15 protein-coding genes are annotated in these 15125 nt (G+C 70.5%); 8 read left to right on the top strand and 7 right to left on the bottom strand.

All coding sequences use genetic code 11. From position 1 onward, the window contains the following. Positions 1-203: 203 nt before the first annotated feature. From CLV67_RS38015 to CLV67_RS38025, 3 genes are all read right to left on the bottom strand, one after another. Complete coding sequence (locus tag CLV67_RS38015) at positions 204-2639, bottom strand: non-reducing end alpha-L-arabinofuranosidase family hydrolase (protein WP_106327422.1); 2436 nt, start codon at positions 2637-2639, stop codon at positions 204-206. A 317-nt stretch (positions 2640-2956) separates the two neighbouring features. After that, on the bottom strand, positions 2957-3454 hold the full coding sequence (locus CLV67_RS38020) for a hypothetical protein (RefSeq protein ID WP_106327424.1): 498 nt from the start codon (positions 3452-3454) through the stop codon (positions 2957-2959). Between the two features lie 261 nt (positions 3455-3715). Next, positions 3716-4012 carry a sigma factor-like helix-turn-helix DNA-binding protein gene (locus tag CLV67_RS38025; RefSeq protein WP_106327426.1) on the bottom strand — a complete coding sequence of 99 codons (297 nt, stop codon included), beginning with the start codon at positions 4010-4012 and terminating at the stop codon, positions 3716-3718. Positions 4013-4112: 100 nt separating this feature from the next. On the opposite strand from CLV67_RS38025, the gene CLV67_RS38030 reads away from it, so the two are divergent. Continuing rightward, positions 4113-5429, top strand: a complete 1317-nt coding sequence (locus CLV67_RS38030; protein ID WP_106327428.1) for a TIGR04013 family B12-binding domain/radical SAM domain-containing protein — start codon at positions 4113-4115, stop codon at positions 5427-5429. 11 nt (positions 5430-5440) lie between these two features. Here CLV67_RS38030 and CLV67_RS38035 read toward each other — a convergent pair whose 3' ends face one another. After that, a complete protein-coding gene (locus CLV67_RS38035) occupies positions 5441-6040 on the bottom strand; it encodes an NAD(P)H-dependent oxidoreductase (RefSeq protein WP_106327430.1) in 600 nt (199 codons plus the stop codon). 65 nt (positions 6041-6105) lie between these two features. Between CLV67_RS38035 and CLV67_RS38040 the strand changes: the two genes are divergently transcribed. Then, positions 6106-6870 carry a hypothetical protein gene (locus tag CLV67_RS38040; RefSeq protein WP_106327432.1) on the top strand — a complete coding sequence of 255 codons (765 nt, stop codon included), beginning with the start codon at positions 6106-6108 and terminating at the stop codon, positions 6868-6870. A gap of 26 nt (positions 6871-6896) precedes the next feature. Then, positions 6897-7532, top strand: a complete 636-nt coding sequence (locus CLV67_RS38045) for a holin (protein ID WP_106327434.1) — start codon at positions 6897-6899, stop codon at positions 7530-7532. Here the strand turns inward: CLV67_RS38045 and CLV67_RS38050 are convergent. Both CLV67_RS38050 and CLV67_RS38055 read right to left on the bottom strand, forming a co-directional pair. After that, a complete protein-coding gene (locus CLV67_RS38050) occupies positions 7449-8615 on the bottom strand; it encodes a 4-hydroxybenzoate 3-monooxygenase (protein WP_106327436.1) in 1167 nt (388 codons plus the stop codon). The two genes, CLV67_RS38045 and CLV67_RS38050, sit on opposite strands and share 84 nt — an antisense overlap. Before the next feature lie 40 nt (positions 8616-8655). After that, the gene (locus tag CLV67_RS38055; protein ID WP_106327438.1) at positions 8656-9396 is read right to left on the bottom strand and encodes an IclR family transcriptional regulator; all 741 of its coding nucleotides are present in this window, start codon (positions 9394-9396) and stop codon (positions 8656-8658) included. 75 nt (positions 9397-9471) lie between these two features. Here CLV67_RS38055 and pcaH point away from each other — a divergent pair, with 75 nt between their 5' ends. From pcaH to CLV67_RS38080, 5 genes are read left to right on the top strand one after another with little or no spacing between them, the layout of a single operon-like run. After that, a complete protein-coding gene (gene pcaH, locus CLV67_RS38060; RefSeq protein ID WP_106327440.1) occupies positions 9472-10239 on the top strand; it encodes a protocatechuate 3,4-dioxygenase subunit beta in 768 nt (255 codons plus the stop codon). After that, on the top strand, positions 10236-10799 hold the full coding sequence (gene pcaG, locus CLV67_RS38065; protein WP_106327442.1) for a protocatechuate 3,4-dioxygenase subunit alpha: 564 nt from the start codon (positions 10236-10238) through the stop codon (positions 10797-10799). Before pcaH ends, pcaG begins: the two co-directional genes overlap by 4 nt. A gap of 46 nt (positions 10800-10845) precedes the next feature. After that, positions 10846-12081, top strand: a complete 1236-nt coding sequence (locus tag CLV67_RS38070) for a lyase family protein (RefSeq protein ID WP_106327444.1) — start codon at positions 10846-10848, stop codon at positions 12079-12081. Continuing rightward, positions 12075-13208: a bifunctional 3-oxoadipate enol-lactonase/4-carboxymuconolactone decarboxylase PcaDC gene (gene pcaDC, locus CLV67_RS38075; RefSeq protein WP_106327446.1), complete on the top strand. Its 1134-nt coding sequence runs from the start codon at positions 12075-12077 to the stop codon at positions 13206-13208. Before CLV67_RS38070 ends, pcaDC begins: the two co-directional genes overlap by 7 nt. Next, positions 13201-13869, top strand: coding sequence for a hypothetical protein (locus CLV67_RS38080; protein WP_106327448.1), 669 nt, complete (start codon positions 13201-13203; stop codon positions 13867-13869). The genes pcaDC and CLV67_RS38080 overlap by 8 nt, the downstream gene beginning before the upstream one ends. A 296-nt stretch (positions 13870-14165) precedes the next feature. Here CLV67_RS38080 and CLV67_RS38085 read toward each other — a convergent pair whose 3' ends face one another. Continuing rightward, the gene (locus CLV67_RS38085; protein WP_106327450.1) at positions 14166-14708 is read right to left on the bottom strand and encodes a hypothetical protein; all 543 of its coding nucleotides are present in this window, start codon (positions 14706-14708) and stop codon (positions 14166-14168) included. Between the last annotated feature and the right edge of the window lie 417 nt (positions 14709-15125).

A 15125-nucleotide genomic window follows, 5' to 3' on the forward strand; every position in this document is an offset into this window, starting at 1 on the left:
GCGTAGCCGACTGCGAACGGCGCATGGCGGAACATGCCCCATGGGTCGGCGAGGAACACCTCGGACGGCGGCGGCCCGCCCGGAGGCCCGGCGGGATCGACGGCCCGACGTGTCCGCGTCCGCCGGGCAAAGCGGAGCGTGTCCGGCGCCTTGGCAGCGCCGGACACGCCCGAGTGGTCAGCAGGTGGAGCTTGTTGCGGTCGTCAGCGCTGCAGTGTCAGCACACCCGGCCGCCACGGCAGCAGGTTGTAGTCGCCTCCCGCGCTGGGGTTCTTGCCCTGGTACAGGAGCTGCAGGTTGCACGGATCGATCGTCTTGGTCTGGTCGGGGTTGGAGCGGACCAGGTCACCGTGGCTGATGTCGTTGGTCCAGGTGGCGCCGCTGTTGGCCTTGCCGGCGAAGGGGTTGCTCTCGCTGGCCGCCTGCGGGGTCCACGAACCGCCCAGGCTGCTGGACGTGAACGAACGGAAGTAGCGCCCCTGGCTCCCGATCGCCTCGACGATCATCAGGTACTGGTTCTGGCCCGCCACCTTGTAAACCTCGACGCCTTCGAACAGGTTTTCTCTCGTGTCGGTCATGATGGTCGTGTAGCTCGAGCCGAAGCTGCCCGGGAAGTTTCCGATCGGCATGCTCTGGCGGTAGATCTTGCCGTTGTCCCCGGCGAAGAACAGGTACATGTTCTGGTCATCACCGATCAGGGTCTGGTCGATCACGCCGTACGGGGCGTCGGGGAGCGTGGCGGTGGAGAGCGTCTGCGCCGAGGACCAGCCGTTGGCGTTCGTCGGGTCGCTCGACGTCTTGTAGCTGAACGAGGTCGGTCCCCACTGGTACGCCAGCACCCAGATGTTCTTCGGCGCGAAGTACAGCAGCGTGGGCGCCACGGTGCCCTGGCTCATCCCGTTCTGGCCGGCCGAGGCCATGTCGGACCAGTTCGTGAACGGGGTGAAGTTCATCGAGCTGTACTGGCCGCTGCTGTTGACATACGACCCGTAGACCAGGTGCTTGCCGTTGTGGACGACACTGGTGAAGTCCTTCAGCGACACCCACCCGTTCTGCGGGTTGGCCAGCACACCGGTCGACGACCAGCGGTACGACGACGGCAGCGAGCACGACTGACCCGAGGACTGCGACGGCGAGGCCGAGGCCGAGGGTGAGGAGCTGGAGCCACTGCCGAAGTTGGTCCGCCACTGCTGGTTGGTCTGGCCGTGGCAGTCGTACAGCTGGATCTGCTGGCCGTTGGCCGTGCCCCACACGTCCAGGCAACGACCGGACTGTGCGCCGCTGATGGTGCCGTTGGAGTTGACGTTCCACTGCTGGTTGGCCTGGCCGTTGCAGTCCCAGATGATCACGGCGGTGCCGTTGGCCGTGGCCGCCGCGTTCGCGTCGAGGCACTTGCTCCCGTACACCTGCAGCTGCTTGCCGGCGGTATAGGTCCACCGCTGCTGGGTCTGGCTGTGGCAGTCGTAGAGCTGTACCCGGGTGCCGTTGGTCTGCGACGCGTTCGGCACGTCGATGCACCGCCCGGACTGCACCCCGGCGATCGTGCCCGAGCCGCCCGGCGTGCCCGGGTTCGACGGGCCCGGCGACGACGGGTTCGGGTTGACGCTGTTCAGGACGTTGAGCACCGAGTTGTACGCGGCCTTCTTGTTGCCGTTGCCGTCGAACAGCAGCGGGCTCTCGCCGGAGCGCCACGAGTCGCTGTCACGCACGCCCCACACGGTGATGCCGATGCAACGCGGCACGTTCAGGCAGGCCTGGGTCAAGCCCGCGTACTGGCTGGTCGAGGCGTTGGTGACGTCGACCTCGGTGAGCAGCACGTCCACACCGAGGGCGGCGAAGCTCGACAGCGTGGTCTGGAAGTTGCTGGGCAGCGAACTGCCACCGGTGAAGTGGGTCTGCAGGCCCACGCAGTCGATCGGCACACCACGGGACTTGAAGTCCTGGATCATGCGGTAGACACCCTGCGTCTTCCCGTACGACCAGTTCTCGATGTTGTAGTCGTTGTAGCAGAGCTTGGTCGACGGGTCGGCGGCCCGCGCTGTGCGGAATGCCACCTCGATCCAGTCGTTGCCGGTGCCCTGCAGATTGGACGAACGCCGGCTGCCGTCCTCGTTGAACGCCTCGTTCACGACGTCCCACGAGTGCAGCTTGCCCCGGTAGTGGGCCATCACGCCGTTGATGTGCTCGATCATCGCCTGACGCAGGGAGCTGCCGCTGAGACTCTGCATCCAGCCCGGCTGCTGGGCATGCCAGGCCAGGGTGTGGCCGCGCACCGGGATGCCACGCTGGGTCGCCCAGTTGTAGATCTGGTCACCGGAGTTGAAGGTGAACTGCCCCCGGTTCGGCTGAGTGGCGTCCGGCTTCATCTCGTTCTCGGCCGTGATCATGTTGAACTCGCGCGCGGCGATCGTGCTGTAGGTCGAGTTGCTCAGCCGGCCGGCGGCGAGGGCCGTACCGAAGTAGCGGTTCGACTGCTTGGCGGCGGCGCCGAGCGTGCTCTCCGCGGCGTTCGCGGCCGGCATCACCATAGCGGCCGTGGCCAATGCCACGACGCTGGTGGCGATGACGGCCAGAGCCTTGACCCTTACTGAGCTTGTCCGCCGGATCCCGGCGCGATGGAGCGGGGCTCTCTCCACCATCGTGGCCTCCTTACCTGGCCAGTGCCCGAGCCGTCCCGTCGGGTGACTGGACTCCCATCGAAAGATTTAACACAGTCGATGTTGCCCGTTAACATCGGCCGCGGGCAATAACTTCCGAGATATTTCCGGTAGAAGACGGCCCGACGAACGCCGAACAGAGGCATTTTCCTCCCGCTCAGTGTTAGCGCGTCCACAGCGTGGTGTTCCATCCTCCGGGAAATTCCGGAAGTTTCCTCGGAAGTTTTGATCGCCGGCGTCAGCGGATGTCCGCCCGCAGCCGGCCGGTCGAGAACGGTTCACGTCAACGCTCGCCGGTGCTACAGGTCGCCGGTTCGGTAGGTGCGGGAGCCGGTGGCGGTGTGCACGATGATGCGTACGGCGTCGGCCTGTCCGGCCTGGTGGCCCGGCCACCAGGCGGCCCACCAGCCGGCGGAGGTGCTGGCCTGGATGGTGCGGCCGCCGTCGGGGAGGACCACGTCGACCCCGGTGACGGACGGGCCGGCCCGTCCGATGACGTCGGAATGCCAGACGTCGTCGTCGCCGGAGGTCGAGCCCATGCTCTGGATGCTGACCGACTCGGGGGCGGGGGTGTCGGCGGCCGGGTTGAGCAGTTCGGCGCCGGTGGTGCCGGTAGCCGGGTCGAGGACGGTGCAGGCGACCAAGTCGCCGGTGTCGCCCTTGCGGGTGATCAGCAGGGTGGCGGTTCCCCGGCGTTCGGCGAGCAGGATGTCCGAGGCGACAGGCGCCCGTCCCCAGCTCGCGCCCCATCCTTCGGCACACGCCCGGGCCTCGGGCAGGACCTGGGCGCCGGTCAAGTTCTGCGGGACGGGCGTCCACGAGGCGTACGCCCGCGGGGTGCCGCCGGGCAGGCAGGGCGGACGCAGCCACGGCCCCGACCGTCAAGACCGCGACCGCGGCAGCGCCGGTGAGCAGCCGGCGCCCGGCCGGACGTGGGGTTGGTGCCGCGACGGCGGCGAGGTCACCGGACACCACATCGTCGATCAATGCCCGAGAGCGCGCCTTCTCGGCGGCGTCGGGCCGCCAATGGCGTACCGGGTCCAGCGTGGTCAGGTCGGTCATGCTTCGCTCCAGGAGTCTTGCCTTCCCCGTATGTCGTCGACAGGTGCCGGGCCTCGTCCCACGTCGAGGGCGGCTCGCAGCCGCCGCCGGGCGCGGGTGAGACGCATCGTGAACGTGGACCGGCGGCATCCGAGCACGACCGCCGCCTGTGCGGGGGCCAGTCCGTCGAACGCCACCAGCGCCAGCACCTCCCGGTCGGCGGCGGTCAGCGTCCACCAGGCGCGGACCAGGTCGATGCGGGTGGCGGTACCGGCCGCAGCGTCGGGCTGCCAGGGGTCCTCGTCGGTGACCATGCGCACGTCTGGGTGCGGACGCCGGGGTTAGGGCGGCAATGCCGAGTGGCGGAGGCGGCCTCGGCCGTGGCGCGGATCCCGCGGCTGACAAAATCGCCGCATGAGTGGTCCCGAGCTGGTTCTGGTGCTGCGCTACCGCAAGGCGGTGACGTACGGCTTCCACGCGCTGCTCGGCGCGTTGGGCCAGCACGAGACCGCCACCCGATACGACGTCCGGTTGGGCGAGAGCGCTGAGGAGACCGCCCGGTACATCCGCGAGGCCGGTGACACCCGGGTCCTCGTGCTGTGGTCGTTCTATTCGCCGGACGCGGCCGCTCTGGCTGAGGAGTTGGCGCAGATCCGGGCGCTGGCCGACGGGCCGAACGTCACCCACCTTGCCGGGGGAGTGCATGCCACCGCCGAACCCGTGCAGACGCTCGACGCGGGCTGGGACATGGCGGCGATCGGCGAGGGCGAGTCGACCCTGCTGTCCCTGGTCGACGCGAAGGGCGACCCGACCGGCATCACCGGCCTGGCCTACCGGGACGCCACCGGCAAGCTGATCAGGACCGGCAAGGCGAGGCAGCGCGACCTCGACGACTTCCCCGGCTTCGCCCTCAAGTGGGACAAGTTCAACGCCCTCGAGATCACGAGGGGCTGCATCTATGCCTGCCGGTTCTGCCAGACGCCGTTCATGTTCTCGGCCAAGTTCCGTCACCGCAGCGTGGAGAACGTCCGCTGGCACGTCGATCAGATGCGCGCCCGTGGACTGCGCGACGTCCGGTTCATCACGCCGACGGCGCTGAGCTACGGCAGCCAGACCGACGAGCCGAACCTGGCCGCCGTCGAGGAGTTGCTGGCGTCCTGCCGGGAGGGGATCGGACCGAACGGGCGGGTGTTCTTCGGATCGTTCCCCAGTGAGATCCGGCCCGAGCACGTCACCCGCGAGACGTTGCGCCTGGTCAAGAAGTACTGCGACAACAACAACATCATCGTGGGTGCCCAGTCGGGCTCCGACCGGGTTCTCGACGCGGCCAAACGCGGGCACGGCGTCGAGGAGGTGAAGCGGGCCGCCCGTCTAGGCATCGAGGAGGGGTTCCGGATCAATGTGGACATGATCTTCGGGATGCCGGGCGAGAACGCGGACGACGTCGCCGACTCGCTGAGCCTGGCCCGGGAACTGGCCGACCTCGGAGCGCGGATCCACGCCCACACGTTCATGCCGTTGCCCGGCACCCCGTGGCGCGACGCACCACCCGGCGACGTGGATCCGGCGACGATCCGCGAGGTGGACCGGCTGTCGCGGCGAGGTGCGCTGTACGGCCACTGGCAGAAGCAGCGCGACCACGCCGCCCGCCTGGCCGCCGCCGCGGAGGCGTATCCGCGTCCCGGTCGTAGCCGGACGATCCTGCCGACGGTTGCCACCGAGCGACCCTAGACCGAGCGACCCTAGACCGAGCGACCCTTGATTGAGCGGCCCGAGACTGAGCGGCCCAGTTCGGCGGCGCGTTCCAGGTGTGCGGCTTTACGGGCGGCCCACGCCGCCGGGTCGCTGCCGGCCAGGACCGACCCGCCCAGCAGCACGAACTCCGACGACTCGGCCCGGGCGCCGATGCGGTCGCCGAGCATCACCGCGCGCATGGCCTGGTAGTGGCCGGTCGCCTCGAGTTCGGCGATCTCGTAGCCGGCGGTGCACAGCACGATCGCCCGCCTGGCGGGACGCATCCGCATCGGTTGGTACGCCCATCCGGCCGTCCACACCCGGTCGAACCAGCCCTTGAGCACGGCCGGGCAGTCCGCCCACCACACCGGGTAGACGAACGCCCACACGTCGGCCGCCTCCAGTGCCGCCTGCTCCACCGCCACGTCGGCGGGAAGCGGATCGTCCGCGCCCCGGGCGTACTCCTGAGCCGGCATGACGGCCGGAAAACCCATCAGGCAGAGATCCGAGATGGTGTACGACGAGACGCCGCTCAGAAACGCGTCGAGCACCTCCCGGGTGAAGCTTTCCGGCGACGGATGCGCGTACACGACATGAACCCGGCTCACCGGTTGATCCTCGCACCCCGAAGTCAAGTCTTGGGTGGACGGCCGGGATCGGTGATGCTCAACGGATGAGACCGGTTCTGCGCAGGCTCGACGAGATCGCCGAGGTACTCAAGGCACGCAAGGACACGGTGGCGATGCTCGGCCTCGGCTCGTGCGGCGCCCAGCCGGCCCGCCTCGACGAGCACTCCGACCTCGACTTCTACGTGATCGTCGAGGACGGGGCGACGTGGCGGTACCTGGACCGCACGGACTGGCTGGAACAGCCGGCGCCGGTCACCTACCTGTTCGCCCATCGGCGCGGCGGACGGCGGGCGCTCTACGCCGACGGGGTGTTCGTCGAGTACCTGGTGCTGACCGTCGCCGAGCTGGCCCGGGTGCCGTTCGCCGGGGCGCGCACGGTGTGGCGACGCCCGGACGCGCCACCCGACCTGGCCACCTCCGGCGCGCCGGTGCCGCGGCCGCCGTACGACACCGAGGAGTACCACCTCAACGACGCCCTGGTCAGCCTCTACTCCGGGCTGCACCGGGAACTGCGCGGCGAGCGGCTGGCAGCGGCCCGCCTGATCCAGCACCGCGCGGTGGACGCGGTGATCGCCCTGCTCCGGCTGGCCGGCGGCGAGCCGCCGTACCGCGATGCGTTCGAACCGGCCCGGCGGGTGGAGCGCGCCTACCCGGTGGAGGTGCTGCCGCTCGCCGCGATGGTGCCCGGCTACACCGGGAATGTGGCGGCGGCCCGGTTCACGTTCGCCTGGTTGACCAAGCGCTACCAGGTCCCGCCGGGGATCGGGGAGGCCCTGCGAGAACTGATACGTTCGGGCGATTATCGATGATCTTCAGAGCGAGGACCGTCGATGTCATGGCGGAGGTTGTGCCCAAGTGGCGTGCGGTCCTTCTCGACTTCGTGGAGCGGGCCGGCTGGTCTGCCGGCCAGGTGTTCTTCGCGACGCTGCTGGCCGGCGGCGTCGGCTCGGTCATCGACCTGCCGTGGAAGTATTCGCTGACCCTGGCGTTCAGCGCTTTCGTCGCGTCGCTGCTGCTCACCGCCGTCCAGTATCTCTCCAAGCAGACGAACCTGGCCTTCTGGCCCGACCTGCTGACCCGGCTGGCCAAGACGTTCCTGGCGTCGCTGTCCGGGTCGATCGTGGCCGGGGCGTTCGACGTCACGACGTTCGACTGGGAGAGCGCCCTCAACGTGGCCTTCCTGGCGACCGTCGCGTCGCTGGCCAAGGGCCTGCTGGCCCGGGAGCCGGCCGCACCGAACGGGCAGGTCCCGCCCGGCGCCAGCCCGTCCACGCTGCCGACCGGCACCTACCGGGAGGCGGTCGACCACGCGCCGCCGCCCCCGACGATCGAGGCCACCAACCCGCCGGACGGCGGCTCGGTACCCGATGGCTCGGTACCCGATGGCTCAGTACCCGATGGGCAGTCCGGCGTAGTTCTCGGCGAGTCCGGTGGCGCCGGCCCGGCTGCCGGCGACCCACCGAAGTTGTGATAGCTGCAGCTCGGCGTCGAAAGGGTCGCCCGAGGTGTGCAGCATGGTCGTCATCCACCAGGAGAAATGCGTGCAGCGCCAGACCCGGCGCTGCGCGTGGTCGGAGTACGCGTCGGCGTACGACGAATCCTTGTCCTTGATCTTGGAAATCAGTGCCCTGCTGAGCAGCGCCACGTCGGCGATCGCGAGGTTGAGGCCCTTGGCGCCGGTGGGCGGCACGATGTGCGCGGCGTCGCCGGCGAGGTAGAGCTCGCCGTGCCGCATCGGCGTCTGCACGTAACTGCGCATCGGCAGCACGCTCTTGTCGGTGATCGGTCCGGGGTTGAGCTTCCAGCCGTTCTGGCCGTGCCCGAGGCGCTTCGAGAGTTCGCCCCAGATCCGGTCGTCGGACCACGACTGCGGGTCGGTGCCGTTGGGAACCTGCAGGTAGAGGCGGCTCACACTCTCGGAACGCATCGAGTGCAGGGCGAATCCGTCCGGGTGCCACGCGTAGATCAGCTCGTCGGTCGAGGGGGCGACATCGGCGAGAATCCCGAACCAGCTGTACGGGTAGACGCGTTCGAAGACCTGAGCGGCGGGGACGGCGCTCCGGCTGGGCCCGAAGGAGCCGTCGCAGCCCGCGATGACGACCGCGTCGATCCGCTGCGGCGCGCCGGACACGTCGGTGAAGGTGACGTACGGCCGCTCCTCGACGTCGTGCAGGGCCACGTCGGACACCTCGTAGTGGATCTCCTGGCCGCCCGCGCGACGCGCCGCGATCAGATCCTTCTGCACCTCGGTCTGCCCGTACACCCACACGCTGCGCCCGGTCAGGTCGACGAAGTCCAGGTGGTGCCGCTCGCCCGGCCACTGCAGGTAGATGCCGCGGTGCTCGTCGCCCTCCGCCCGGATGCGCGCGCCGAGCCCAGCCGCCTCGAGCAGTTCGACGCTGGAGTGCTCCAGGATGCCGGCGCGGATCCGGGCCGCGACGTACTCCTCCGAGCGGGTCTCCAGAACGACGGACTCGACGCCGCCCTGGGCGAGGAGGTGGGAGAGAAGCAGACCGGCCGGGCCTGCGCCGATGATGGCGACCTGGGTACGCATGCCCTCAGCGTTGTGTCCCGCCCGGCCGGGGCACAAGACCCTATTTCCACTGAACGGAAGCGAGGGTACGGCTGATCCCGTGCGCCGCCACCTGCAGCGCCGAGACGAGGCGGGGGAGCTGGCGGCGCAGGTCGGGCACCACCATGCCGAGCGCCGCGACCACGGTGTCGCCGTTGCGCACCGGGACCGCGACCGAGCAGGCGCCCAGGCTCATCTCCTCGCCCGTGGTGGCGTAGCCCTCGGCCCGGACCCGGCGCAGCTGTTCCAGCAGGCGGGCCGGTTGCGTCACCGTGTAGGCGGTGATCCGGGTCAGGTTCTGCAGAACCTCCAGGCGCACCTCCTCGGGGGCGTACGCGAGCAGCACCTTCCCGACTCCGGTGGCGTGCATGGGCAGGCGTGACCCGACCCGGCTGACCACGGGAACCGACACGTGACCGGCCAGGCGTTCCACGTACAGCACCTCCAGGCCGTCCCGGACGCCCAGGTGGACCGTGGCGAGCGTCGTCCCGTACAAATCATGCAAAAATGGTGAAGCGGCCTGGCGCAGTCCGCTCTGCACCGGGGCGAGCAGGCCGAGTTGCCAGATCCGGCGGCCGATCACGTATTCACCGCCGGGTTCGCGGGCCAGGGCGCCCCACCGGTGCAGCTCGCCGACCAGCCGGTGCGCCGTGGCCAGCGGCAGACCGGCGCGGCGGGCCAGATCGGTCAGCGTGAGGCTGCGATTCTCGCCGTCGAAGGCCCCGAGGATGTCCAGCGCACGAGAGGTGACCGTGGCGCCCACACCGACCCCCTTCCGCTCAGTGGAAGAACTTTATCGCCGAAGCCCGTGCGACCGCCTAGCGTCCGGAACGTGAACATGGAGTCGTCACAAGCTGACATCAACCGGGAGATCGAGGCGGCTGCCCAGCAGCCCGGCGGTCCGCAGCCGAAGATCGACTATCCCCCGTACCGCAGCAGCGTCCTGCGGCATCCGAAGCAGCCGGCCCACCTGATCGACCCGGAGGCCGTCGAGCTGTGGGCGCCGGTCTTCGGCCACCGCGACGTCGCCGACGACGAGGCCGACCTGACCATCCAGCACGCCGGCACCCCGATCGGCGAGCGGATCGTGGTCACCGGCCGGGTCCTCGACGGTGACGGCCGCCCGGTCGCGAACCAGCTCGTCGAGGTGTGGCAGGCCAACGCCGCGGGCCGGTACCGGCACCAGCGCGACCAGCACCCGGCCCCGCACGACCCGAACTTCACCGGGGTCGGCCGGATGCTCACGGGGCCGGACGGGACGTACCGCTTCCAGACGATCAAGCCGGGGCCGTACCCGTGGCGCAACCACGTCAACGCCTGGCGGCCCGCCCACATCCACTTCTCGATCTTCGGCACCGACTTCACCCAGCGCCTCGTCACCCAGATGTACTTCCCGGGCGACCCGTTGTTCCCGCTCGACCCGATCTACCAGTCGATCACCGACCCGAAGGCCCGGGACCTGCTGATCGCCCAGTACGACCACGACGTGACCACCCCGGAGTGGAGCACCGGATACCGCTGGGACATCGTGCTCACCGGCACCCACCGCACCCCGCTCGAAGCCGACGTCTCAGCCGTCGCCGATCTTGAGGATGACAACGCATGAGCGCCGTCCCCGGCCAGACCGTCGGCCCGTTCTTCCACCTGGGCCTTGCGTTCGACGGCATGAACGAGCTGGTCCCGCCGAGTCACCCGAAGGCGGTCCGGCTGCACGGGCACGTCTACGACGGCGCCGGCAACCCGGTCCCGGACGCCGTCCTGGAGATCTGGCAGGCCGACCCGCAGGGCCACATCCTGCGCCGGCCCGGCTCACTGCGCCGCGACGGCTGGACCTTCACCGGCTGGGGCCGGGCCGCCACCGACCCGGACGGGCACTACCAGTTCGCCACGCTCGAACCGGGCGCCCCCGAGACCGGCAAGGCCCCGTTCTTCGCCGTCACGGTCTTCGCCCGCGGCCTGCTCGACCGGCTGTTCACCCGCGCGTACCTGCCCGGCGACGCCGAAGCCCTGGCCGCGGACACGCTGCTGAGCGCGGTCGATCCGGCCCGGCGGTCCACGCTGATCGCCACCCGCGAGGCCGGCGGCCTGGTCTTCGACGTGCACCTGCAGGGCGAGGGCGAGACGATCTTCCTCACCTACCCGCGGCTGGCCGACGCGTGGGCCTGAAACCCGCTCGCCCCAACCCTCTTTTCAACCCCTGCGGCGGTACGGGATGAGCGACCTGTTGTGGCCCGGTGACGACCGCGCCGGTGACCTTTTCACCGACGCGGCCGTCTGCTCGGCGATGGTGCGGGTCGAAGCCGCCTGGCTGGACGCGCTCGTGCTGCACGCCGTCGCCCCGGCCGAGGCCCGCGACGATCTGGCGGATCTGATCGGCCCCGACGACGTCCCGCTCGTGGCAGCCGGCGCCGAGGCCGGCGGCAACCCGCTCATCCCGCTGCTCAAGCTGCTGCGTACCCGCCTGCAGGCCCGCAACCCGGCCGCGGCGCAGTGGCTGCACAAGGGCTTGACCAGCCAGGACGTCATCGACACGGGCATGGTGCTGTGCCTGTCGGACGCGGCGGGGCGAATCCGCGCCGACCTGGCCGCCCAGGCCACCGCCCTGGCCCGGCTCGCCGACGAGCACCGGGAGACGGCTATGCCCGGCCGGACTCTGACCCAGTACGCCGTACCGATCACCTTCGGTCTCAAAGCCGCCTCCTGGCTGACCGGAGTCCTGGACGCCCGGGACCGCCTCGCCGCCGCGGCGAACCTGCCCGCGCAGGTCGGCGGCGCCGCCGGCAGCCTGGCCGCACCGGTCGCGCTGACCGGCTCCCCGGCCGTGGTCCGCGACCTGATCGAGACCGCCGCGGCGAGCCTCGGCCTGCCGTTCCGCGACCCCTGGCACACCGCCCGGGCCCCGCTCACCGGCATCGCCGACGCCCTCGTGACCTGCACCGACGCGTGGGGCCGGATCGCCAACGACGTGCTCGTCGGCGCCCGGCCCGAGGTGCACGAGCTGTCCGAGGGCACGGTGCCCGGCCGTGGCGGCTCGTCGGCCATGCCGAACAAGCAGAACCCGGTCCTGTCGATCCTGATCCGCCGGGCAGCCTTGGCCGGGCCGTTCCTGGCCGCCACCGTGCACGCGGCCGCGGCCGCCGCCGTCGACGAACGCCCGGACGGCGGCTGGCACGTCGAATGGGCCACCCTGCGTACGCTGGCCCGCCGCACCGTGACCGCCGGCGCACAGACCGCCGAGCTGCTGGCCGGCCTGCAGGTGGAGACTTCCTGGATGACCGCCAACCTGGCCGCCGCCCGCCCCGGCATCGACGCCGAGCAGCGCTCGATCGTCCCGGAGACGGCACCCGGCGATCCCTATCCCGGCGCCATCGACCAGATCATCGACGCCGCCATGGCCCGGGCCGCCGCCGTCGGCCTCGCTGACCGTGCTGAGGAGAGTCCGTGCTGACCGCCACCACCTTCACCGACGCGCCGGACCGGCCGCTGCTGCTGCTCGGCTCCTCGATCGGGACCAGCGCCGAGACGCTGTGGGCGGACTGCGCCGGTCGGCTGCGCGGCCGGTACCACGTGGTCGGCTGGGACCTGCCCGGACACGGGCGCAGCGCCCCGGCGGCCGGTCCGTTCACGGTCGCCGGCCTGGCCCGCGAGGTGCTCACGCTGGCGGACGGAATCCGTCCGGGCGAGCCGTTCGGTTACGCCGGCGACTCGTTCGGCGGCGCTGTCGGCCTGCAGCTGCTGCTCGACGCTCCCTCCCGCGTGACCGCCGCCGTGCTGCTCTGCACGGCGGCGAAGTTCGGCGAACCGCAGATGTGGCACGACCGGGCGAAACTGGTCCGGGCCGAGGGCATCGAGGCCGTGGTCGCCGGTTCGCGGGAACGCTGGTTCGCGCCGGGCTTCACCGGCACCGAGCCGCTGATCGCCGCCCTGCGCGCGACCGACGCCGAGAGCTACGCCGGTGCGTGCGAGGCGCTTGCCGGGTTCGACGTCCGCGACCGGCTCGCCGGGATCACCGCCCCGGTTCTGGCCGTCGCCGGCGCCGAGGACAAACCGACCCCGCCGGCGCTCCTGTCGGCCATCGCCACGGCAGTGCCCGACGGCCGGCTGGTGGTCCTCGACGGTGTCGGCCACCAGGCTCCCGCCGAGAACCCCGAGCTCGTGGCGTTCCTGCTGGACCAGCACTTCGACGAGGAGCGCGCGGCCGGCATCCGGGTCCGCCGCGAGGTGCTCGGCCCCGCCCACGTCGACCGGGCCACCGCCGGAACCACCGCCTTCACCCGCGACTTCCAGGACATGATCACCCGGTACGCCTGGGGCGAGATCTGGACCCGCCCCGGCCTGCAGCGCCGCGAACGATCGCTGATCACCCTCACCGCGCTGATCGCACTCGGACACGATGAGGAGCTGGCGATGCACGTACGGGCAGCCCGCACCAACGGGTTGACCGACGACGAGATCAAGGAGCTGATCCTGCAAACCGCGATCTACTGCGGAGTCCCGGCCGCCAACACCGCCTTCCGGATCGCCCAGCGCGTACTCGCCGACCTGGACCGTGAGACCGTTCCAGGGCATGAGTGATCTCATCGTCTTCCCCGGCAGCCCGTGGCCCGATGGCCACGCCATAGCCGAGCTGGAGTGGACCGCCCGCCTCGAGCCGGAGACCGGTCTCTGGTTCGACCTGCACCTGGTCAGCGACTGCTACCCGGACGTGGACGACCCGGAGGACGAGGACGAGGACGCCGACGAGGGCCCGGACGCCTGGAACGAGCCGTTCGTCTGGGCCAACTACCACCGCTGCACGCTGTCCTCGACGTTCTGGGACCACAGCGGTTTCCTGGCGGCCACGGCGTCCAGCCCGCTGAACACGGCGCGCCCGATGGAGTTCACCGTCGACGACTACAAGGGCCCGGACGACGAGCCCGACACCGACGAGGACATGGCCTTCGGCATCTACCTGCTGGGCCACGACAACGCCGCCCACCACCGGATCCGCCTTACCCCGGTGACCCCCACAGCGGTCGCGCTGGAGTGGCGTGGCCGAATCGCGCTCCGATACGTCAACTCCACAGCGCCGTTCATCCACGAGTTCCACGCCACGGCCGCGCGAGTCCCACTGACCCGGATCACCCACCCGGCGGCCCTGACCGCCGCCGAGGCCGAAGCTCTCCTGGCCACGGTCGTGCAGAACCCGGAAGACCTGGCACCGTTGCTCCGAGCCCTCGAAACCGGAGCCCACTGACCACCCGCCGGCCTTCCGCAGGTCGAGGTCCAACCCGTGGCCTTCCGCAGTGGTGGTCCAGCGTGCGGCTTTCTGCAGCCTAGGTCCGGCCCGCGGGATTCCGCAGTCATGGTCCGGCCTGCGGCCTTCCGTATCGACCGCGTCGCAAAGGGAAGCCGCATTCCCGCTATTCGATCGGCCGGCCCTGTCTCGTGCACCCTTCCCGGCCTGGAAGCAGCCATAGGGCACAGCCGGCCTCCCATCCCGGACTCGTCCATGTGCTGGCTATGGCGGGATCGCGCCACGGCTCGAGCAGATCAGGGACGGGTTCGCTTCGCGTAGGAGTGGGTCGCGACGGCCAGCGCGCTGATCCACACGACGAAGTGGACCACGCCGTAGACGCCGGTCCACGGGCTGAAGATAACCTCCGGTGAGTCCCACTGGACGAACGACAGCACCACGGCGAGAGCCGTGTACCCGCTCAGCGCCACCACCAGCGCATACCCCGGAACGACGAGCAGCAGCCGGGGCACCCGCCGTCCGGCGAGCCTCGGCACCCAGCGCGGGAACTCGAGCCCCCAGCGCCGTATGAGCGCGAACGCCAGCACGGCCGGCAGTACGGCGAGCGCGTTCAACGTCCAGAGATAGGCCGCGCCACCGTCGGCGTGCCACACCTCGAACCGCTGCTCGTCCGCGAACAGCGGAATCCCGGCGGCCCACACCACGTGCAGCGGCATGAACCCGGCGGTCGCGGCGATCGCCGCGACCCACCCCGCGCGAACCGCTCGCCGTGAAGGCGTTGGCACCTCGGGTCTGGCGATGACGTCGGCCGTGTTCCTCAGCTCCCCGTGGATACTCATGGACGCATTCTTATGGAACGCGCCACCATCGCGCCGTCCCGAACCACGTCCGGCGGTGAGGCACAGCCGGGAGGATCGCGGCTGTCTCACGGTTCGGGGCAGCGGTGGGCGCAGCCGGGGCGACTCCGGGCAGGAAGACTTTGGGGCCCCGAACAGGAACGCCCGGGGTCGGCCCGAGCTGGAATGCCCAGGGTGACCCGGATGGGACGCCCGGCAGCGGCCCCGGGCTGCATATCCCGGGGCCGCTGGTCGTGCGATCAGCCGCGGCGGGGACCACGGCTGGGTGGTGCGCCTCCGAGGGGACGGAGGTGGGGAACGGGGTTGGGGCTGCCTCGTTCCGGGAGTGAACGGCACTGCGCGGCCGGAGCCGTGCCACGCGGAGGGTTGCGGTTGCCTCCGTTCTGCTGTGGGGGACGG

It is taken from the genome of Actinoplanes italicus (assembly GCF_003001815.1).
GTDB lineage: Bacteria > Actinomycetota > Actinomycetes > Mycobacteriales > Micromonosporaceae > Actinoplanes > Actinoplanes italicus.